Below are 19967 nucleotides of genomic sequence, written 5' to 3' on the forward strand. Positions count from 1 at the left end.
TATGTCCCGTATCCAGAAGACGTTCGCGGCGCTGGCCGCGCAGCAGAAGAAGGGCCTGATTCCGTTTATCACCGCCGGCGATCCCGAGCCCGGCCTGACCGTGGCGCTGATGCATGCGCTGGTGGCGGGCGGCGCCGACGTGATCGAGCTGGGCGTGCCGTTCTCCGACCCGATGGCCGACGGCCCGGTGATCCAGCGCGCCTCCGAGCGCGCGCTGGCGCAGGGCGTGTCGCTGACCCAGGTGCTGCAGTGGGTGCGCGAGTTCCGCCAGACCAATGCCGACACCCCGGTGGTGCTGATGGGCTACGCCAACCCGATCGAGTGCATGGGCGAGCAGGTCTTTGCCGCCGCCGCGCGCGAAGCCGGCGTCGACGGCGTGCTGGTGGTCGACTATCCGCCCGAGGAGTGCGAGTCGTTCGCCACGCTGATGCGCGACAACGGCATGGACCCGATCTTCCTGCTGGCGCCGACTTCGACCGATGCCCGCATCGAGGCCGTGGCGCGCGTGGCCAGCGGCTACCTGTACTACGTGTCGCTCAAGGGCGTGACCGGCTCGGCCGCGATCGACCTGGACAGCGTGGCGGCGCGCCTGCCGCTGATCAAGCAGCATGCCAACCTCCCGGTGGGCGTGGGCTTCGGCATCCGCGACGCGCAGACCGCGCGCGCGATCGGCAGCGTGGCCGATGCCGTGGTAATCGGCAGCCGCCTGGTGCAGCTGCTGGAGGACACGCCGCGCGAACAGGCGGTGGCGACGCTGCAGGCGTTTATCGCCGAGATCCGCCAGGCGCTGGATAGTTGAAGTGATCTAATGCCGGCCTGATGAAACTTCAGAAGTGCGTCAATGTGCGCAAATCGCGCGTTGCGCTTCGAGGTCACCGGGCCGGCATGGTAAATTCGCGGGTTGATTCCCTGCCATCTGCCAACAGGCGTCCCGACACCGGGCTTGCCGGCGGACCGCAGTCATCCGAAAGGAGCTTTCATGAGCTGGTTGGATAAACTCCTGCCCCCCAAGATTCAACAGACCGACCCCAGCACCCGCAAGGGCATCCCTGAGGGATTGTGGGTCAAGTGCCCGTCGTGCGAGTCCACCCTGTACCGGACCGACGTCGAGGCCAACCTGCACGTCTGCCCCAAGTGCGACCACCATATGCGCATCAGCGCCCGGGCGCGCCTGGACGGGCTGCTGGACGCCGAAGGCCGCTATGAGATCGGCCAGGAGATCGTGCCGGTCGACGCACTCAAGTTCAAGGATTCCAAGAAGTACCCGGACCGCATCAAGGCCGCCATGGAAGACACCGGCGAGACCGATGCCATGGTGGTGATGGGCGGTGCCATCCACACCATCCCGGTGGTGGTGAGCTGCTTCGAGTTCGAGTTCATGGGCGGTTCGATGGGCTCGGTGGTGGGTGAGCGCTTCGTGCGCGGCGCGCAGGCAGCGCTGGAGCAGAAGGTGCCGTTCATCTGCTTTACCGCCACCGGCGGCGCGCGCATGCAGGAAAGCCTGCTGTCGCTGCTGCAGATGGCCAAGACCACCTCGATGCTGAACCAGCTGAGCGCGGCCAAGCTGCCGTTCATCAGCGTGCTGACCGACCCGACCATGGGCGGCGTGTCGGCCAGCTTCGCCTTCCTGGGCGACGTGGTGATCGCCGAGCCCAAGGCGCTGATCGGCTTTGCCGGCCCGCGCGTGATCGAGCAGACCGTGCGCGAGAAGCTGCCGGAAGGCTTCCAGCGCTCGGAGTTCCTGATCCAGAAGGGCGCCATCGACATGATCGTCGACCGCCGCAAGATGCGCGCGGAACTGGCGCAGCTGCTGGCGCTGCTGCAGAAGCAGCCGGCCGACGCGGTGGCATAACAACGTCTGCATGGCAGATCAAGGGCGCGGGTGGTTGACGCGCCTTTCGCTTTTCTTGGCCGCCCCGGCAGCTATCTCGGGGCCGGGCGCAAGCCTGGCCTTGACTTTGCCGCTGGCTGGCCAAATCTGGTAGCAACAGCTTTTCCTCGCACCCCACATGCCTGTCTTCCATACGCTCCCCGAATGGCTTGCCCATCTCGAAACCGCCCATCCCGTGGGCATCGACATGGGCCTGGCGCGCATCACGCGCGTGAAGGAGGCCCTCGGGCTGCGCATCGACGCCGTGGTGTTCACGGTGGGCGGCACCAACGGCAAGGGCTCTACCTGCGCGATGCTCGAGCGCATCCTGCTGGAGGCCGGCTACAAGGTGGGCTGCCATACCTCGCCGCACCTGATCTCGTTCAACGAGCGCGCCCGCATCAATGGCGAGATCGCCACCGATGCGCAGCTGCTGCCGCATTTCGAGGCGGTCGAGCGCGCGCGCAACAGCTTTGCCGACCCGGTCAGCCTGACCTACTTCGAGTTCACCACGCTGGCGATCATCCATGCCTTCGCCGCGGCCGGGCTGGACGCGATCATCCTGGAAGTGGGCCTGGGCGGGCGCCTGGACGCGGTCAACGTGATCGATACCGACTGCGCCATCGTCACCAGCGTCGATATCGACCATACCCAGTACCTGGGCCATACGCGCGAGGAGATCGGCTTCGAGAAGGCCGGCATCTTCCGCCCGGGCGTGCCCGCGATCTGCGGCGACCCGATGCCGCCCAAGTCGCTGGTGGCGCACGCCGAGGCCGTCGGCGCCGAGTTGTGGCTGGTGGGGCGCGACTACCATTTCCACGCCGCCAAGGGCCAGGAGCGCCAGCAATGGGACTGGAGCGGCGGCGGGCGCAAACTTAACGGCCTGGGCTACCCGGCGCTGCGAGGCGCCAACCAGCTGCTCAACGCGGCGGCGGCGCTGGCCGCGCTGCAGGCCATGCGCCCGCGCCTGCCGGTCAGCGCTCAGGAAGTGCGCAACGGCCTGGCCTTTGTCGAGCTGCCGGGCCGCTTCCAGGTGCTGCCGGGCCGCCCGGCGGTGATCCTGGACGTGGCGCACAATCCGCATGCAGCGGCCACGCTGGGGCAGAACCTGGAGAACATGGGGTTCTTCCGCTACACCTATGCGGTGTTTGGCGCGATGCAGGACAAGGACATCGCCGGGGTGCTGCAGCACGTGGCCGACAAGGTCGACCACTGGTGCCTGTGCGACCTGCCGACCGAGCGCGCCGCCAGTGCCGCGGACCTGCTCGCCAAGCTGGAGGCGGGCGGATTCCGCCCCGGCCCGGACGCCACCGCGGCCTGCTTCTCCAGCCCCGAGGCGGCATTCCGCGATGCCATCGAGCGAGCCACCGAGAATGATAGAATTCTGGTCTTCGGATCGTTCTATACCGTCGCCGGCGTGATGGCCTATCGTGCCACGCAGGCTAACTGAAGCAGGCGCCCCGGCGCCCGCTGACCTGGCAACCCCGGCGGCCTTGGCCGATCAATGAGCGGCAAACGCAACGAGCGGCCCCACAAGGCCGTATCACCGAACCAATCTATGGGCCTGCTTTCGCTGTTTTCTTCCCGCAAGGGCAACGACCCGGCACCCGAGCGTGCGCGGCGCCAGCGCACCGACACGGGTGCAGGCATCGCCTCGTCGCGCCGTCTGGCCGATGACTATGCCGACGATACGCTCGACCCCGAATTCCCGCAGAAGCAGCGCGCGCGCCGCCGCCTGATCGGCGCCGTGGTGCTGATGGTGGCCGCCGTGATCGTGCTGCCGATCGTGTTCGAGACCAAGCCGCGGCCGGTGTCCGAGGACGTCTCGGTAAAGGTCGCAAACGGGGTCACCGGCGCGCAGGGGGCGCAGAAGCCCCGCGTCGAGCCGCGCAAGGCCGACCCGCTGCCGCCCACGCCGGCGGCGCGCAATGATGCCGAGGCGCTGGACGCCGGCGAAGAAATCGTCAGCGCGCCCAAGCCCGCGGCCGCCGCCGCAGCCGCCGCGGACAAGCCCGCGCAACGGGCTGAAGCCAAGCCCGAAGCCAAGCCGGGCAGCGGCAAGTACCTGATCCTGATCGGCGCTTTTTCTTCCGAAGAACGCGCCAAGGGCTGGCTGGCCAAGCTCAAGGCGAGCAAGGTCCCGGCCTATGTCGAAAAGAAAATGCTGGCCGATGGCGAGCGCATCCTGCTGCGTGCCGGCCCCTTCAGCGACCGTGACGCCGCCGACGCTGCCGACAAGCGCGTGCGCGCGGTGGGGCTGACCTCGAAGGTCGTGGAACAGTAAGGGGCAAGCACGGCCGGCGCCTGTGCCCGGCCGCAAGCAACGATGCAGCCGACTTTCTTCGACTATGCCGTGGTCTTCATCCTGCTGGCCTCGGGCGTGCTCGGCGTGCTGCGCGGCCTGGTGCGCGAGGTGCTCTCGCTGATCGGCTGGGTGGTGGCGTTCTGGGTGGCGTTCCGCTATGGCGCGGTGGCCGCGGGCTGGATGCCTGAATCGATGCCTGGCGGCGAGCTGGCGCGCCATGCGCTGGGCTTCGTGGTGCTGCTGATCGGCACCGTGCTGGGCGCCTCGCTGGCTGGCATGGTGGTCGGGCAGCTGCTGGAGAGCACCGGGCTCAAGCCCGCCGACCGCGGGCTGGGGCTGATGTTCGGCCTGCTGCGCGGCGTGCTGCTGGTGATGGTGATGGTCACGCTGGCCAGCCTGACCAAATTGCCGGAAGAACCGTTCTGGCGCGACGCGGTAAGCCGCCCTTATGTGATGCAGGCCATGGAATCGGTGAAGCCATGGCTGCCGCCGGAGCTGGCGAAGTACGTCAAGACATGAAGCCGGGCATGGTGCCCGGTCGGTAGTACGCAGGCCTTTGGGTCCGGGGGATTTCCGGACCAGGCTGCGCCCCCTGATTCAAAGCCTTTCCTGGGAGCTTGGCAATGTGCGGTATCGTCGGTGTGGTTTCAGCCACGCCTGTCAACCAATTGATTTACGACAGCCTGCTGTTGTTGCAACATCGCGGACAGGATGCTGCCGGCATCGCCACCGCCAACGGCAGTACTTTCCACATGCACAAGGCCAACGGCCTGGTGCGCGATGTCTTCCGCACCCGCAATATGCGCAGCCTGCCGGGCGCCGCCGGTATCGGCCAGGTGCGCTATCCGACCGCCGGCTCGGCATCCAGCGAGGAAGAAGCGCAGCCGTTCTACGTGAACGCGCCCTATGGCGTGATCCTGGCGCATAACGGCAACCTGACCAACTGGGAGCAGCTGCGCGAGGAGATGTTCCGCCGCGACCGCCGCCACATCAACACGCATTCGGACACCGAAGTGCTGCTGAACGTGCTGGCCGACGAGCTGCAGCGCGCCAGCAACGGCATGGCGCTGGACCCCGACACCATCTTCACGGCGGTCAGCGGCCTGCACCGCCGCGTGCGCGGCTCGTACGCCATCGCCGCGCAGATCGCCGGCTACGGCATGCTGGCGGTGCGCGACCCGTTCGGCATCCGCCCGCTGTGCCTGGGCAGCGTCGAGACCCCCACCGGCAAGGAATGGATGGTGGCATCCGAGTCCGTGGCGCTGGAAGGCATCGGCTACAAGCTCGAGCGCGACGTGGCGCCGGGCGAGGCCATCTTCATCGACCTGGACGGCAAGCTCTACACCAAGCTGTGCGCCGAGAACGCGGTGCTGACGCCGTGCATTTTCGAGTACGTCTACCTGGCCCGCCCGGATTCGTGCATCGACGGCGTGCCGGTCTATGACGCGCGCCTGCGCATGGGCGACTACCTGGCCGAGAAGATCCGCCAGGAAGTGTCGGCCGGCGATATCGACGTGGTCATGCCGATTCCCGATTCCAGCCGTCCGGCCGCGATGCAGGTGGCCAACCGCCTGGGCGTGAACTACCGCGAAGGTTTCTTCAAGAACCGCTACGTCGGCCGCACCTTCATCATGCCTGGCCAGGCGGTGCGCAAGAAGTCGGTGCGCCAGAAGCTCAATGCCATGGGCGTGGAGTTCAAGGGCAAGAACGTGCTGATCGTCGATGACTCGATCGTGCGCGGCACCACCTCGTTCGAGATCGTGCAGATGGCGCGCGACGCCGGCGCCAACAAGGTGATCTTCGCCTCGGCCGCGCCGCCGGTGAAGTACCCCAACGTGTACGGCATCGACATGCCGACCCGCAGCGAGCTGGTGGCCCATAACCGCACCCACGAAGAGATCGCGAAGATCATCGGCGCGGACAAGCTGGTGTACCAGGACGTGGAAGCGATGAAGCAGGCCGTGCGCGACATCAACCCGGCGCTGAAGGACTTCGATGCTTCGTGCTTCGATGGCCGCTACATCACCGGCGATATCGACGAGGCCTACCTGAACCGCCTCGAAACGGCGCGCAGCCAGGCCGACCGCGACGGCACCAATGGCGACACCGAGCGCTCGCAACTGCACCTGCAGCGCTCCGGCGGCAACGAGTAAGCCGTGCCGCCGCTGTCCGCGCGTTGACGAATGAGGAGCCCGGCCGTAACATGGCCGGGCGTCGATTTGATAGTCAGCTTGCGGACGCGGGTCCAGCCCGAAACAGCTAAAGAGATGGCGGTCAGCAACGATTCCCGATGCGCAGTGCCTTCGCGGCGCAGCGATTTCCGGAAGCCGGCCGCCACAGCCTGAAGCCGAAGGCCATTCGCAGAACAGCAAGCCCGTCGATCCGACCACCCGATCGCACGGGCTTTTTTCATGGCCGCGCGCCGGTCCACCTGGCCGGCGCCGGCTCGTCGAAACCATCGCATTCGCGCGGGTACGACCGCGCCCCACCAGCATGAATGAACCGCTCAACCCCGAATCGCTCGGCATCGACACCCTCGGCGTGCGCGCCGGCACGCTGCGCAGCGAATTCATGGAGCACTCCGAGGCCATCTACCTGACCTCGAGCTTCTGCTTCAACAGCGCGGCCGAGGCCGCCGAACGCTTCGCCAACTCGGAAGAGGGCTTCACCTACTCGCGCTTCACCAACCCGACCGTGTCGATGTTCCAGTCGCGCCTGGCAGCGCTGGAAGGGGCGCAGGCCTGCATGGCGACCGCCTCGGGCATGAGCGCGATCCTGTCGGTGGTGCTGTCGTCGATGCAGGCGGGCGACCACCTGGTCAGCTCGCGCGCGATCTTCGGCTCGACCATGACGCTGTTCGGCAATATCTTCTCGAAGTTCGGCGTCGAGACCACCTTCGTCGACCCGAGCGACCTGAGCGCATGGCGCGCCGCGGTGCGCCCGAACACCAAGCTGTTCTTCCTGGAAACGCCGTCGAACCCGCTGACCGAAGTGGCCGATATCGCCGCCGTGGCCGACATCGCCCACGACGCCGGCGCACTGCTGGTGGTCGACAACTGCTTCTGTTCGCCGGCGCTGCAGCAGCCGATGAAGTTCGGCGCCGACATCGTGGTGCATTCGGCCACCAAGCATATCGACGGCCAGGGCCGCGTGCTGGGCGGCGCGGTGCTGGGCACGCACGACTTCATCATGGGCAAGGTGTTCCCGTTCGTTCGCACCGCCGGCCCGACGCTGTCGGCGTTCAACGCCTGGGTGCTGCTCAAGGGCATGGAGACGCTGGCGATCCGCATGGAACGCCATTCGGCCAGCGCGCTGGCGCTGGCGCAGTTCCTGGAATCGCATCCGGCGGTGGCGCGCGTGTTCCACCCGGCGCTGAAGTCGCACCCTCAGCACGAGATCGCCATGCGCCAGCAAAGCGGCGGCGGCGCGATCGTGTCGTTCGAGCTGAAGGGCGCCACGCCCGAGCAGCAGCGCGCCAATGCCTGGCGCGTGATCGACAACACCCGGCTGTGCTCGATCACCGGCAACCTGGGCGACACCCGCACCACCATCACGCACCCGTACACCACCACGCACGCGCGCGTGAGCCCCGAGGCCAAGGCGGCCGCGGGCGTGGGTGAAGGGCTGATCCGGCTGGCGGTGGGGCTGGAGTCGGTCGAGGACCTGAAGGCCGACCTGCTGCGCGGCCTGGGCGACTGAGGGCCTATTGCGCCGGCTGCGCTGGTTGTGGCGACGGGGGCGGCGCGGGTTCGTCGCTGCCGGCCACGGCCTTCACGCCTGCGGCCGTGACGTCGTAGGTGGTGCTGACCGCGGTCGTTGCCACGCTGACGGCGGCCGATCCGACGGTAGCGACCGTCGACACCGCGGCACTGCCCACCGCCATCACCATGCACCCGGCCAGTGACGCCGTGGCACATGCGGCCGCCAGCGCCAGGACGGTGCGCTGCAAGGTGGCGGAATCTCCGCTATCGTTGCGCACGTTGCGACGCAATCCGAGAAATCGATATGGCATGGACACTGCTGGCCCTGGCAGGGCTGTTCGAGGTGGTGTGGGCGATCGGGCTGAAGTACACCGAAGGTTTTACGCGGCTGGTGCCCAGCGTTATCACGCTGATCGGCATGGCCATCAGCGTGGTGCTGCTGGCGCTGGCGCTGCGGCATATCCCGGTCGGGACCGGCTATGCGGTCTGGACCGGGATTGGCGCGGTCGGCACCGCGATCCTCGGCATCATACTCTTCAATGAGCCCGCCACCGCGGCGCGGCTGGCCTGCATCGGCCTGATCGTGTGCGGGATTGCCGGGCTCAAGCTGGTGGGCAGCGCCTGAGGGCCCGGCATGCGGCAGCCTTAGCGCAGCAGCCGGCGGCGCAGCAGCACCAGGCACACTACCAGCGCCACCACTGCATAGGCGCCCAGTACCGCCAGGTGCAGGCCGACATCCTCCGACGGACGGCCCAGCATCAGCGGCCGGATCAGCGCCACCGCATGAGCCAGCGGCAGTACCTTGGTGGTTGCCTGCACGCCTTCGGGCAACTGTTCCAGCGGGAAGAACACGCCCGACAGCAGCAGCATCGGCGTCATCACCAGGGTCTGGTAGAACATGAAGAAATCGTAGCTGGGCGCCAGCGCGGTGACGATCATCGCCAGCGCCGCAAAGGCAATGCCGGCCAGCACGATCACCGGCAGCGCCAGCAGCGCGCCGGGCATCTGCGCATAGCCGAGCGCGCCCGCCACCAGCATGATGGCCAGCCCGGACAGCACCGCCTTGCTGGCCGCCCACGCAATCTCGCCCAGCACCACGTCGCCCAGCGTCAGCGGGGCATGCATGATCGCCTCCCAGGTGCGCTGCACGTGCATGCGCGAGAACGCGGAATACATCGACTCGAAGCTGGCCGACATCATCACGCTGGATGCGGTGGTGCCGGCGGCCAGGAAGGCGATATACGACACGCCGTCGACCTGGCCCACCATCAGCCCCAGCCCGAGGCCGAGGCCGAACAGGTAGATCATCGGGTCGGCGAGGTTGCCGATCATCGACGGGATGGCCAGCTTCTTCCACACCATGTAGTTGCGGTACCAGACCATCATCCAGTTGCGCAGGTTGCGCGGCAGCAGCGGCTGCGGATAGCGCTGGCGCGGCGTCGCGGCGGCGTGGCCGCCGGCGGCCGCGGGGGCAGTGGTGGTATCCGCGCGGGGATCCTGTTCGCTCATGTCAGTCCCTCGGTTCAGTCCCGCATCTCGCGGCCGGTCAGCTTGAGGAACACGTCCTCCAGGTTGGCCGGGCGGTGCAGGTAGCGCACGCCGTTCCTGCCGTGCAGTGCCGCCAGCAGCGGGGCGGGTTCGCGCACATAGCAGAACAGCGTCTCGCCGCTCATTTCAGTACGTTGCGCCAGCGGCGTCAGGCTGCCGCGCAGCGTGTCCAGTTCATCGCCATAGACCTCGACCACGTCGCAGCCGATCTGGCTGTCGATCAGCTCGTGCGGCTTGCCTTCGGCAATCTTGCGCCCGCCGTCGATCACGCACAGGTAGTTGCACAGCCGCTCGGCCTCTTCCATGAAGTGCGTGGTCAGCAGGATGGTCTTGCCGCTGGCCATCAGCGACTTCAGGCGCTCCCAGATCAGGTGGCGCGCCTGCGGGTCCAGGCCGGTGGTGGGCTCGTCCATCACCAGCAGGTCGGGGTCGTTGATCAGTGCGCGCGCCACGGTCAGGCGCCGGCGCATGCCGCCGGAGAGGTCGCGCACCTGGGCATCGGCGCGGTTTTCCAGCCGGGCGAATTCCAGCAGCATCGGCACGCGCCGTTCGATCTCGGCCGACGACAGCCCGAAGTAGCGCCCGAAGATGCGCAGGTTCTCGATCACCGAGAAATCCGGGTCGAGGTTGTCGAACTGCGGCACCACGCCCACGCGCATGCGCGCCTGCGGCGCGCGCTCAGGGATGGGCTCGCCGCACAGCGTGAGCGTGCCGGCCATGGGCGTGGTCAGGCCCAGCAGCAGGCGCAGCGTGGTGGTCTTGCCGGCGCCGTTGGGGCCCAGCAGGCCGAAGCACTGGCCGCGAAATACCTGGAGATCGAGGTCGTCGACCACGACCGTGTCGCCGTATTGCTTGCGCACCTTGCGCAACTCTAGGATGGCAGTCAAGGCAGAGTCCGGTGTGGCGCCGCACGGGCGCAATATCCGCCATTATGCCGGTCATCGGCGCAATGCTCAGGTGGCGCAGTGCAGCAAAAGCCGCGGCGGCAAGGCGCAGCGGGGGCTGGCCTGGGCGCGAGGCATAAAAAAACCGCCAGCGAACTGGCGGTTTTTTATGCCCGGCGGTGCCAGGCGGCGAAGCGTACCGGATCAGTACATCTTCTTCGGCAGCATCTGCATGCGCAGGCGCTTGCGCAGACGTGCTTCGGCGGCCTTCTTCTTGCGCTTGCGCTCGGTCGTCGGTTTCTCGTAAGCGGTGCGGCTCTTGAGTTCAACGATCAGGCCAGTCTGCAGAATGGCGCGACGGAAGCGCCGCATTGCAACTTCAACGGGCTCACCGGGTTTCAAGACGATCTTAGTCAATTCAGTCCTTTAGGGGATTGCCGCAAGGAGCGGCTGGTTCACACGGGGGGAAACTGCGGTCGCCGGAGCGACTGGTATTGCACGCCGGGCTAATGCCCTGGTGCGCCCCCGCGAACCTGAAAGATGTGGACGTTTCAGTCCGTGCAACCAGTGTCAGGGGTGATAGCGCCAGGTCCTATACAACTGGAGCCTGACAGTACCGGTTTCCATGAATGCTATACGCCCGTAACTATGGCATGTATACGACTGCACTGTCAAGAATGTAGTGCAATGCGCGCGCGGGGCGTATCATCGGAATCGCCATTAGTCTGCCTTGGCGCACTTTAGGCCGGCGCCTGCGTGGCACAATCTGGCTGCGCCCCCGCCGCTGCGAGGCAAGCGCGCCCACCATGCCTGAGCCGCGCCAACCCGACGATCCCCGCCCCGACCCCGACCACCTGCTGCAGCGCATGCAGGCGGCCGGCGCACGCGCCGCGCGCGGGCGCCTGCGCATTTATTTCGGCGCTTCGGCCGGCGTCGGCAAGACCTTCGCCATGCTGGCGGCGGCGGCGCGCGCGCTGCGCGAGCAGGGCGGCGACGTGGTGGTGGGCGTGGTCGAAACCCATGGCCGCGCCGAGACCGAGGCGCTGGCCGAAGGCATCGAGCGCGTGCCGCTGCGCCGCGTCGACTACCGCGGCCGCACGCTGCAGGAATTCGATCTCGATGCCGCCCTCGCGCGCCGCCCCGCGCTGATCCTGGTGGATGAGCTGGCGCACAGCAACGCGCCCGGCAGCCGCCACCCCAAGCGCTGGCAGGACATCGCCGAGCTGCTGTCGGCCGGCATCGATGTCTGGACCACGGTCAACGTCCAGCACCTGGACAGCCTGAACCAGGCGGTGGCCGGCATCACCGGCATCCGCGTGCGCGAGACCGTGCCCGACGCGGTCTTCGACGATGCCGGCGAGGTGGTGCTGGTCGACCTGCCCGCCGACGAGCTGCTGTGCCGCCTGCGCGAAGGGCGCGTGTACGTGCCCGAGCAGGCCCGCCATGCCGTGCAGCATTTCTTCCGCAAGGGCAACCTGATTGCGCTGCGCGAGCTGGCGCTGCGCCGCACTGCCGACCGCGTCGACGACGACGTGCGCGCCTACCGGCAGGAAGCCTCGATCGAACCGGTCTGGCGCACGCGTGAAGCGGTGCTGGCCTGCGTCGGCCACGGCAGCGATGCCGCGCAGGTGGTGCGCAGCGCGCGCCGGCTGGCCGGGCAGCTCGATTGCGACTGCCATGTGGTGACGGTGTCGGTGCCGCGCCTGGCACCCGTGCCCGACGCCCAGCGCGAGCAGCTCGACCAGGCCATGCGGCTGGCCGAGGCGCTGGGCGCGCGTACCGAAACGCTGGCCGGCAGCGACATGGTGGCGGCGGTGGCCGGCTATGTGCGGCGGCACAACCTGACCAAGGTATTGATCGGCCGCACGCCGGCGCGCTGGGCCGATGGCGGGGCTTCATTGTCCGGCCGCATGCACGCGCTGCTGGCGCGCGCGCTGGCGCCATGGCTGGGCGCGCGCGCGTGGCTGTTCGGGCGCACCAGTTTTGCCGATGCGCTGGCTGCGGCGTGTCCCGAGATCGACGTGATCCGCGTGGCGGCCGACAGCGTCCGGCAGGACACCTCCGGTGATGCGCCCATGCTGCCCGGCACCGAGCCGCCGCGGGCAGAAGCCGCGCCTGCGCAGTGGCCGGGCCTGCTGTGGGCGGTGGCCTGGTGCGCCGGCGCCACCGCGCTGTCGGCGCTGGCGCGGCCTTGGTTCGACCTGGTCAATATCGCCATGCTGTTCCTGCTGGCGGTGGCCGGCGTGGCGCTGCGCCACGGACGCGCGGCAGGGGCGTTCGCCTCGCTGGTGGCGGTGGGGGCGTTTGATTTCTTCTTCGTGCCGCCGCAGCTGTCGTTTGCGGTCAGCGACGTGCAATACCTCGTGACCTTCCTGGTGATGCTGGCAGTCGGGCTGGTGATCGGCCAACTGACGGCCGGCCTGCGCGAGCAGGCCCAGGTATCGGTGCAGCGCGAGACCGATGCGCGCACGCTGTACGAGCTGGCGCGCGAGCTGTCGGCGGCGCTGACCGACGCGCAGATCGTCGGCATCGGCAGCCGCTTCCTGCGCGCGGCGTTCGATGCGCGTGCCGCGTTTTTCCTGGTCGGCGCGGACGGCCGGCTGCTGCCCGCGGCCACGGATCCCGAGGCCGGCGGTGCGGCACAGAGCGATGCCGTCGACCACGTGTTGGCGCAATGGGTCTTCAACCACGGCCAGCCGGCCGGCACCGGCACCGACACGCTGCCTTCCGGCACGGTGCTGTACCTGCCGCTGAAGGCGCCGATGCAGGTGCGCGGCGTACTGGCGGTGGAGCCGCGCGCCTGGCGCGCGTTTGCGCAGCCCGCGCTGCGGCGCCAGGCCGATGTCTTTGCCACGCTGATCGCGATTGCGATCGAGCGGCTGCACTATGTCGAGGTGGCGCAGCAGGCGCTGCTGACGATGGAGTCCGAGCGCCTGCGCAGCTCGCTGCTGGCCGCGGTGTCGCATGACCTGCGCACGCCGCTGACCAGCCTGATCGGCATGGCCGAGACCCTGCAGCGCGGCACGATGCCGCTGGCGCCGGAGGTGGCCGAGACCGTCGGCGCCATGCGCGACCAGGCGCGCCGCATGCACGCGATGGTGGCCAACCTGCTCGACATGGCGCGGCTGCAAAGCCGCAGTGTGGCGCTGCGCAAGGAATGGCAGTCGTTCGAAGAACTGGCCGGCGCGGCGCTGGCGTCGCTGCGCGATGCGCTGGCGCGGCACCGCGTGGTGGTGGCCGACCTGTCGGCGCTGCCGCTGGTGGCATGCGATGGCGTGCTGATGGAGCGCGTGCTGTGCAACCTGCTGGAGAATGCGGCCAAGTACACCGCGCCGGGCACCGAGATCCGCGTGCGCGGCGAGCTCTCCGATGACGCCGTGCACCTGGTCGTCGAGGACGACGGCCCCGGCGTGCCGGCGGCGATGGCGCGGAAGGTGTTCGAGAAATTCACCCGCGGCGAGCGCGAGTCCGCCACCAGCGGGGTGGGCCTGGGGCTGGCCGTGTGCGAGGCCATCGTGCAGGCGCACGGCGGCAGCATCCGCGTCGAGCCGGTGCATGCTCGGGCGCAGGGCGAAGGCACCGGCGCGCGCTTCGTGGTCACGCTGCCGCGCGGCAACCCTCCAGTGCTGGAACCGGAAGCGGCCGGCTTGCCGGCCTGAAACCGACAACCTTTCAAGGATCCGACGCGTCATGCCATTCGAGTTTTCGCCCACGGTGCTGCTGGTGGAAGACGAGCCCCATATCCGCCGCTTCGTGCGCGCGGCGCTGCAGGACGAGGGTTGCACCGTGCACGAGGCCGAGTCGCTGCAGCGCGGACTGATCGAGGCCGGCACGCGCCAGCCGGACCTGGTGATCCTGGACCTGGGGCTGCCGGATGGCGACGGCGTATCGATGATCGGCGACCTGCGCACCTGGACCGAAGTGCCGGTGCTGGTGCTGTCGGCGCGCACCGGCGAGGCCGAGAAGATCCGCGCGCTCGACGCCGGCGCCGACGACTACCTGACCAAGCCCTTCGGCGTGGGCGAGCTGGTGGCGCGCCTGCGCGTGCTGCTGCGCCGCCATGTGCGTGCCGGCGCGCAGGGGCGGGCGCAGGTGGCGTTCGGCGAGATCGCCGTGGACCTGGCCAACCGCCAGATCACGCGCGCGGGGGTGCCGGTGCACCTGACGCCGATCGAGTTCCGGCTGCTGGCCGTGCTGCTGGCGCATCGCGGCAAGGTCATGACCCACCGCGAACTGCTGCGCGAGGTGTGGGGGCCGGCGCATGCCGACAGCAGCCAGTACCTGCGCGTCTACATGGGGCACCTGCGGCACAAGCTGGAAGCCGACCCGGCCCAGCCTGCCTACCTGCTGACCGAGATTGGGGTGGGCTACCGCTTCGCCGGCTGATCGCCGGGTAACTCAAAGAAGCACTTTTTTGCCGATCACGCGCCGCGTGAGGATGGCGCTCGCCCCTCGCATTCACTCCCGGTAAACCCGCAACGACGTCGAAATCATTTGACGCGTAAATTCAAGTAGATAAACTATTATTCATAAATATGAATTCAGGCAGGAGCGCCGCATGCAGGACCAACCCGTCTATTTCATCTCGACCGACGAGGTCGAGGGCTACCACCCCGCCAACCATGTCGGCACCCTCAACCGCCGGCTGATCGGCCCCGAGACCGTCGGATCGCGGCACCTGGAAGTGATCCACGGCACCATCGAGAAGGGCAAGGGCGCGCTGCCACATGCGCATCCCGGCATCGAGCAGGTCTGCTACGTGCTCGAAGGCCGCGCCGTGGCCGAGGTCGGCGGCCAGCGCAAGGAACTGGGCCCTGGCGACTGCTGCTTCTTCCCGCCGGACCAGATGCATGTGTTCACCGTGGTCAGCGACGAGCCGGCCAAAATTCTGGTCATCTATTCCCCGCCATATGGGGAATCCCCCGAGCGCGTGATACGGCCCGCATAAGACGCGGCTGGTCACGGCAAGGGATTGAACAACTACAGGAGACAACCACCGTGAAGTCCTTCAGGAATGCCTTTGCCAGCCTGGTGCTCGGGTGCACCGCGGCGCTGGCCGCCACCCCGGCGCTGTCGGCCGATGAATTCCCGTCCAGGCCGCTGCGCCTGGTGGTGCCGTTCGCTGCCGGCAGCGGCACCGATGCCGTGGCCCGCCTGACCGCCAAATACCTGGGCGAGGCGCTGCAGCAGCCGGTGGTGGTGGATAACAAGCCCGGCGCCAACGGCACCATTGCCGCCGAGTTCGTGGCCAAGGCCCCGGCCGATGGCTACACGCTGTTCATGACCACCAACACCACGCATTCGGCCAACCCGTCGCTGATGAAGCAGCTGCGCTATGACCCGGTCAAGGATTTCACGCCGGTCTCGCGCATGGGCAACCTGCCGTTCATGCTGGTGGTCAATCCGGCGCTGCCGGTGAAGACGCTGCGTGAGTTCATCGACTATGCCAAGGCGCATCCGGGCCTGAGCTATGCCAGCGGCAACAGCACCGGCATCGTCTCGGGCGCCACGCTGTCGAAGATGGCCGGCCTGAACATGCTGCACGTGCCATACAAGAGCACGCCGCCGGCGATGACCGATGTGATGGGTGGCCAGGTGCAGGCGATGTTCGTCGACTTTGCCGCGGGCATCGCCAACGTGCGCGCCGGCAAGCTGCGCGCGCTGGCGGTGACCACCGCGCAGCGCAGCGCGCTGCTGCCCGACCTGCCGCCGCTGGCGAGCGTGCCGGAGCTGAAGGGTTTCGACGTGACCTCATGGAACGGCGTGTTCGCGCCGGCCGGGGTGCCGGCGCCGGTGGTGCAGCGGCTCAATCGTGAGCTGGTTGCCATCGCCACCAGCAAGCAGCATGCGCCGCAGTTCCACGCGCTGGGCTTCGAGCCGTTCGGCAGCACGCCGGCCGAACTCAGCCAGTTTGTCGTGGCCGAGCTGCAGAAGTGGTCGCGGCTGGTGAAAGACGCTGGCATCCAGCCGGAATAGGCGCTCTTCGGGCAACCATCAGGCAACCAACAAGACAACGACATCAGGCAGGTAACGCTATGAATTTTGACCTCTCCGAAGAACAGGCATCCATCGTCGAGGCCGTGCAGCAGGTCTGCACGCAGTTCGACATGGAATACTGGGACCGCCTGGACAAGTCCGGCACCTATCCGCACGAGTTCTACAAGACGCTGTGCGAGGGCGGGTGGCTGGGCGTGGCGATGCCCGAGGCCTTCGGCGGCGCGGGCCTGGGCATCCTGGAGGCGGCGCTGGTGATGCAGACCATCTCGCAGTCGGGCGCTGGCATGACCGGCGCTTCGGCGGTGCATATGAATGTGTTCGGCCTGAACCCGGTGGTGGTGTTCGGCACCGACGAGCAGAAGGGCCGCTTCCTGCCGCCGCTGATCGCCGGCCAGGAGAAGGCCTGCTTCGGCGTGACAGAGCCCGACGCGGGCCTGGACACCACCAAGCTCAAGACCTTTGCGCGCAAGGTGCCGGGCGGCTATTCGGTGAGCGGGCGCAAGATCTGGATCTCGACCGCGCAGGTGGCCGACCGCATGCTGCTGCTGGCGCGCACCACGCCGCTGGAGTCGGTGAAGAAGTCGACCGAAGGGCTGTCGCTGTTCTACACCAAAGTCGACCGCAGCAAGATCGAGATTCGCGAGATCGACAAGATGGGCCGCGCCGCCGTCGATACCAACATGCTGTTTATCGACGACCTGTTCATCCCGGAGGAAGACCGCATCGGCGAAGAGGGCAGGGGCTTCGAATACATCCTGCACGGACTGAACCCGGAACGCATCCTGATCGCTGCCGAGGCCATCGGCCTGGGCCGCGCGGCGCTGGCCATCGCCACGCAGTACGCCAAGGAGCGCGTGGTGTTCGGCCGTCCCATCGGCATGAACCAGGGCGTGCAGCATCCGCTGGCGCAGGCCTGGATGCAGCTGGAGTCGGCCAACCTGATGATGCTCAAGGCCGCGGCGCGCTATGACGCCGGCCAGTCCTGCGGCGCCGAGGCCAACACGGCGAAGTACCTCGCCGCCGAGGCTGGCCATAACGCGTGCCAGACCGCGATCCTGACGCTGGGCGGCATGGGCTACTCGCGCGAGTACCGCGTCGAGCGGCTGCTGCGCGAGTCCTATATTCCGCGCATCGCGCCGGTCAGCCCGCAGCTGATCATGTGCTTTATCGCCGAGCGCGTGCTGGGTTTGCCCAAGTCGTACTGAGCGGGAGCGACGATGCCAAACGAGCAAGCGCAGGCAAGCGCGGCCACCGGGCCGCTGGCCGGCATCCGCGTGATCGACATGACCTCGGTCGCGATGGGCCCGTATGCCACCCAGATCCTCGGCGACATGGGCGCCGAAGTCATCAAGGTCGAGCCGCCCGCCGGCGATGTGTTCCGCCACGCCGAGCCGGCGCGGCACGCGGCCATGGGCGCCAGCTTCCTGAACCTGAACCGCAACAAGCAGTTCGTGGTGCTGGACGTGAAGCAGCCCGATGACCTCGCCGCGCTGAAAGCCCTGATCGCCACGGCCGATGTCTTTGTCTCCAACGTGCGGCCGCAGTCGCTGCGCAAGCTTGGGCTGGACTATGCGTCGCTGCGCGTGGACCATCCGCGGCTGATCTACTGCGGCGCTTATGGCTATTCGGAAGAGGGTCCCTACGCAGGCGCGCCGGCCTTCGACGACATCATCCAGGCGCGCAGCGGCATGGCGCAGTTCCAGGGTGCGAACTCGAACGAAGGCCCGCAGTACGTCAACACCATCCTGGCCGACAAGGTGGCCGGGCTGACCGTGGCCTACGCGATCCCGATGGCGCTGTACGAGCGCGAGCGTTCCGGCCAGGGCCAGGCCATCGAGGTGCCGATGTTCGAGACGCTGGTGTCTTTCCTGGCCGCGGAGCAGCTGGCCGGACAGACCTTTGTCCCATCGCTCGGGCAGGCCGGCTATCCGCGCGTGATGTCGGCGCACCGCAAGCCCTATCGCACGCGCGACGGACATATTGCGCTGCTGCCCTATACCAGCGCCCAATGGCTGCGTTTTTTCGATGTGTCAGGCCATGCGGAGCTGGCGCAGGATCGGCGCTATGCCACACCGGCCGCGCGCAGCGCCAATATCGACGCGCTCTACGCCACGCTGGCCGAGATCGTCGCGCAGCGCACCACGGCCGAATGGCTGGACCTGCTGCGTGATGCCGATATCCCGCACAGCGAAGTGCCGCATTTCGACAGCCTGGCCGACGACCCGCACCTGCGCGCCACCGGCATGATGTTCGAATACGACCATCCCAGCGAAGGCCGGCTGCGTGGCGTGGGCATCCCGACGCGCTTCTCGCGCACGCCCGGCAATATCCGCAGCTGGCCGCAGGCGTTGCCCGGGCCAGGCGGCGCGGAGGGCGGCTGACACCCTTGCCGGCCGACTCCGCCGCGTACAATCCCGGCCAACAGATATTGAAGTCGAGGAAGCCAACGATGGCAGAACACGAACCGGCAGAAAAATCGGGTCACGCCAGCGTCAAGACCGCGCTGCGCGTGATCGAGATCATGGAGATCTATGCGCGCGAAGGGCGCTCGCTGACGCTGACCGAGCTGGCCAGGCTGCTGGGCGCGCCGATGTCGAGCTGCCTGGGGCTGATCCGCACGCTGGCCTCGCTCGGCTACCTGTACGAGACCGGCCGCCGCCAGGGCTACTACCCGACGCGCCGTCTGCTCGACATTGCCCAGCGCATCGCCCGCAACGACCCGCTGCTCGAACGCGTGCAGCCGGTGCTGGAATCGCTGCGCGACACCACCGGCGAAACCGTGATCTTCGGCAAGCTCCAGGATGACGGCCGCGTGCTGTACCTGGAGGTGCGGGAGTCCGGCAATCCGGTGCGCTATATCGCCGCGCCGGGCGAGCTGCGCGATGCGCACGTGAACTCGATCGGCCGCGCCATCCTTGGCACGATGCCGGCGGACAGCCGCGCCGAACTGCTGGCTGGCGTGTCGTTTGCCTCGCGCACGGGGCGCACGGTGGACTCGCTGCGCGTTTTCGAAGCCGCCATGCAGCAATGGCAGGCGCAAGGCTGGTATCCGAACTTTGGCGAGTCGTTTCCTGACCTCGGCGCGATCGCCATCCCGGTGGCCATTGGGGGCGTGACCTATGGCATGTCCGTGGCGGGGCCGCTGCATCGGATCGAGGCCAATGCCGACGCCATTGTCGTGGCGCTGAAGGCTGCTGGCGGTTCGCTGCAGGGATAAATGGGAGAGGGCAGGCGTTGCGGCGGCCCGCAGGCTGTCGTGACGGCTGTCGAGGGAGGACAAGATCGAAGCGCGTTGCGCGAACCGAAGCCCAAAACGAAAAAGCCCGGTGCGTTTGCACCGGGCTTCCGTATCGGTTGGCTCCCCGACCTGGGCTCGAACCAGGGACCTGCGGATTAACAGTCCGTCGCTCTACCGACTGAGCTATCGGGGAACAGCTGAGAAAGAGATTATAGCCAGTTTCTCTTTTCTTCGTCAACACCTTTTCGACATTTTGTTCTTGTCAGAAGGTCTCTGGAAGCTTCCGGCTTGCTGCCTGCCGTACGGTGCGAAGGGCATCTCTGCCGGCTTCGTGCCGCCGTGTCGAACAGCGAGGCCGCATTATAGCTACGGTTTTGGGTTTGTGCCAGAAAAAAACCGCCTCGCGGCGGTTTTTTTCTGCGGC

General features: G+C 67.6%; 19 protein-coding genes and 1 tRNA gene. 15 read left to right on the forward strand and 5 right to left on the reverse strand.

The window, feature by feature from the left end:
• The first annotated feature begins 1 nt into the window (after position 1).
• The 7 genes from trpA (at position 2) to AC3WVS_RS18535 (ending at position 7874) form a co-directional block, all read left to right on the forward strand.
• The gene (gene trpA / locus AC3WVS_RS18505) at positions 2 to 799 is read left to right on the forward strand and encodes a tryptophan synthase subunit alpha (RefSeq protein ID WP_010814636.1); all 798 of its coding nucleotides are present in this window, start codon (positions 2 to 4) and stop codon (positions 797 to 799) included.
• Between the two features lie 180 nt (positions 800 to 979).
• Entirely contained in the window at positions 980 to 1852 is an 873-nt protein-coding gene (gene accD / locus AC3WVS_RS18510; protein WP_340521382.1) for an acetyl-CoA carboxylase, carboxyltransferase subunit beta, read from the forward strand.
• 157 nt (positions 1853 to 2009) lie between these two features.
• Positions 2010 to 3320, forward strand: coding sequence for a bifunctional tetrahydrofolate synthase/dihydrofolate synthase (folC, locus tag AC3WVS_RS18515; RefSeq protein WP_211979970.1), 1311 nt, complete (start codon positions 2010 to 2012; stop codon positions 3318 to 3320).
• Positions 3321 to 3428: 108 nt separating this feature from the next.
• On the forward strand, positions 3429 to 4154 hold the full coding sequence (locus AC3WVS_RS18520) for an SPOR domain-containing protein (protein WP_492319835.1): 726 nt from the start codon (positions 3429 to 3431) through the stop codon (positions 4152 to 4154).
• 42 nt (positions 4155 to 4196) lie between these two features.
• A complete protein-coding gene (locus tag AC3WVS_RS18525) occupies positions 4197 to 4694 on the forward strand; it encodes a CvpA family protein (protein WP_010814640.1) in 498 nt (165 codons plus the stop codon).
• Positions 4695 to 4798: 104 nt separating this feature from the next.
• Entirely contained in the window at positions 4799 to 6328 is a 1530-nt protein-coding gene (purF, locus tag AC3WVS_RS18530; protein WP_013957403.1) for an amidophosphoribosyltransferase, read from the forward strand.
• A 340-nt stretch (positions 6329 to 6668) separates the two neighbouring features.
• Positions 6669 to 7874, forward strand: a complete 1206-nt coding sequence (locus tag AC3WVS_RS18535; RefSeq protein WP_492319836.1) for an O-succinylhomoserine sulfhydrylase — start codon at positions 6669 to 6671, stop codon at positions 7872 to 7874.
• Positions 7875 to 7878: 4 nt separating this feature from the next.
• On the opposite strand, the gene AC3WVS_RS18540 is transcribed toward AC3WVS_RS18535, so the two are convergent.
• Positions 7879 to 8124 carry a hypothetical protein gene (locus AC3WVS_RS18540; protein WP_340521393.1) on the reverse strand — a complete coding sequence of 82 codons (246 nt, stop codon included), beginning with the start codon at positions 8122 to 8124 and terminating at the stop codon, positions 7879 to 7881.
• A 56-nt stretch (positions 8125 to 8180) separates the two neighbouring features.
• On the opposite strand from AC3WVS_RS18540, the gene sugE reads away from it, so the two are divergent.
• A complete protein-coding gene (gene sugE, locus AC3WVS_RS18545) occupies positions 8181 to 8501 on the forward strand; it encodes a quaternary ammonium compound efflux SMR transporter SugE (protein ID WP_018309438.1) in 321 nt (106 codons plus the stop codon).
• Between the two features lie 20 nt (positions 8502 to 8521).
• Here sugE and AC3WVS_RS18550 read toward each other — a convergent pair whose 3' ends face one another.
• The 3 genes from AC3WVS_RS18550 to rpsU all read right to left on the reverse strand — a co-directional run bounded on the left by AC3WVS_RS18550 (position 8522) and on the right by rpsU (position 10725).
• A complete protein-coding gene (locus tag AC3WVS_RS18550; protein WP_492319837.1) occupies positions 8522 to 9385 on the reverse strand; it encodes an ABC transporter permease in 864 nt (287 codons plus the stop codon).
• Between the two features lie 14 nt (positions 9386 to 9399).
• Positions 9400 to 10311, reverse strand: a complete 912-nt coding sequence (gene nodI / locus AC3WVS_RS18555; RefSeq protein WP_026200447.1) for a nodulation factor ABC transporter ATP-binding protein NodI — start codon at positions 10309 to 10311, stop codon at positions 9400 to 9402.
• 201 nt (positions 10312 to 10512) lie between these two features.
• Entirely contained in the window at positions 10513 to 10725 is a 213-nt protein-coding gene (gene rpsU / locus AC3WVS_RS18560) for a 30S ribosomal protein S21 (RefSeq protein ID WP_010814647.1), read from the reverse strand.
• Positions 10726 to 11114: 389 nt separating this feature from the next.
• On the opposite strand from rpsU, the gene AC3WVS_RS18565 reads away from it, so the two are divergent.
• The 7 genes from AC3WVS_RS18565 to AC3WVS_RS18595 all read left to right on the forward strand — a co-directional run bounded on the left by AC3WVS_RS18565 (position 11115) and on the right by AC3WVS_RS18595 (position 19522).
• Positions 11115 to 13967, forward strand: a complete 2853-nt coding sequence (locus AC3WVS_RS18565) for a DUF4118 domain-containing protein (RefSeq protein ID WP_492319838.1) — start codon at positions 11115 to 11117, stop codon at positions 13965 to 13967.
• Between the two features lie 31 nt (positions 13968 to 13998).
• Entirely contained in the window at positions 13999 to 14694 is a 696-nt protein-coding gene (kdpE, locus tag AC3WVS_RS18570) for a two-component system response regulator KdpE (RefSeq protein ID WP_492319839.1), read from the forward strand.
• 172 nt (positions 14695 to 14866) lie between these two features.
• Positions 14867 to 15256: a cupin domain-containing protein gene (locus AC3WVS_RS18575; protein WP_492319840.1), complete on the forward strand. Its 390-nt coding sequence runs from the start codon at positions 14867 to 14869 to the stop codon at positions 15254 to 15256.
• 50 nt (positions 15257 to 15306) lie between these two features.
• Positions 15307 to 16284 (forward strand): Bug family tripartite tricarboxylate transporter substrate binding protein, encoded by a 978-nt coding sequence (locus AC3WVS_RS18580; protein ID WP_013957395.1) that lies wholly within the window; start codon positions 15307 to 15309, stop codon positions 16282 to 16284.
• A gap of 59 nt (positions 16285 to 16343) precedes the next feature.
• Positions 16344 to 17510 (forward strand): acyl-CoA dehydrogenase family protein, encoded by a 1167-nt coding sequence (locus AC3WVS_RS18585; protein ID WP_010814652.1) that lies wholly within the window; start codon positions 16344 to 16346, stop codon positions 17508 to 17510.
• 12 nt (positions 17511 to 17522) lie between these two features.
• A complete protein-coding gene (locus AC3WVS_RS18590) occupies positions 17523 to 18686 on the forward strand; it encodes a CaiB/BaiF CoA transferase family protein (protein ID WP_492319841.1) in 1164 nt (387 codons plus the stop codon).
• Between the two features lie 68 nt (positions 18687 to 18754).
• Positions 18755 to 19522 (forward strand): IclR family transcriptional regulator, encoded by a 768-nt coding sequence (locus AC3WVS_RS18595; protein WP_492319842.1) that lies wholly within the window; start codon positions 18755 to 18757, stop codon positions 19520 to 19522.
• 138 nt (positions 19523 to 19660) lie between these two features.
• On the opposite strand, the gene AC3WVS_RS18600 is transcribed toward AC3WVS_RS18595, so the two are convergent.
• A tRNA-Asn gene (locus tag AC3WVS_RS18600) sits at positions 19661 to 19736 on the reverse strand.
• Positions 19737 to 19967: the final 231 nt, after the last annotated feature.

This window comes from Cupriavidus sp. CPT47-8839-RL05A (genome assembly GCF_058792255.1).

Bases quoted from the DNA above. Each gene is read 5' to 3' on its own strand.
- kdpE (WP_492319839.1), top strand. From the start codon at position 13,999: ATGCCATTCGAGTTTTCGCCCACGGTGCTGCTGGTGGAAGACGAGCCC.
- folC (WP_211979970.1), top strand. From the start codon at position 2,010: ATGCCTGTCTTCCATACGCTCCCCGAATGGCTTGCCCATCTCGAAACC.
- purF (WP_013957403.1), top strand. From the start codon at position 4,799: ATGTGCGGTATCGTCGGTGTGGTTTCAGCCACGCCTGTCAACCAATTG.
- AC3WVS_RS18585 (WP_010814652.1), top strand. From the start codon at position 16,344: ATGAATTTTGACCTCTCCGAAGAACAGGCATCCATCGTCGAGGCCGTG.
- AC3WVS_RS18590 (WP_492319841.1), top strand. From the start codon at position 17,523: ATGCCAAACGAGCAAGCGCAGGCAAGCGCGGCCACCGGGCCGCTGGCC.
- AC3WVS_RS18595 (WP_492319842.1), top strand. From the start codon at position 18,755: ATGGCAGAACACGAACCGGCAGAAAAATCGGGTCACGCCAGCGTCAAG.
- trpA (WP_010814636.1), top strand. From the start codon at position 2: ATGTCCCGTATCCAGAAGACGTTCGCGGCGCTGGCCGCGCAGCAGAAG.
- AC3WVS_RS18575 (WP_492319840.1), top strand. From the start codon at position 14,867: ATGCAGGACCAACCCGTCTATTTCATCTCGACCGACGAGGTCGAGGGC.
- accD (WP_340521382.1), top strand. From the start codon at position 980: ATGAGCTGGTTGGATAAACTCCTGCCCCCCAAGATTCAACAGACCGAC.
- AC3WVS_RS18525 (WP_010814640.1), top strand. From the start codon at position 4,197: ATGCAGCCGACTTTCTTCGACTATGCCGTGGTCTTCATCCTGCTGGCC.
- sugE (WP_018309438.1), top strand. From the start codon at position 8,181: ATGGCATGGACACTGCTGGCCCTGGCAGGGCTGTTCGAGGTGGTGTGG.
- AC3WVS_RS18520 (WP_492319835.1), top strand. From the start codon at position 3,429: ATGGGCCTGCTTTCGCTGTTTTCTTCCCGCAAGGGCAACGACCCGGCA.
- AC3WVS_RS18550 (WP_492319837.1), bottom strand. From the start codon at position 9,385: ATGAGCGAACAGGATCCCCGCGCGGATACCACCACTGCCCCCGCGGCC.
- AC3WVS_RS18535 (WP_492319836.1), top strand. From the start codon at position 6,669: ATGAATGAACCGCTCAACCCCGAATCGCTCGGCATCGACACCCTCGGC.
- AC3WVS_RS18565 (WP_492319838.1), top strand. From the start codon at position 11,115: ATGCCTGAGCCGCGCCAACCCGACGATCCCCGCCCCGACCCCGACCAC.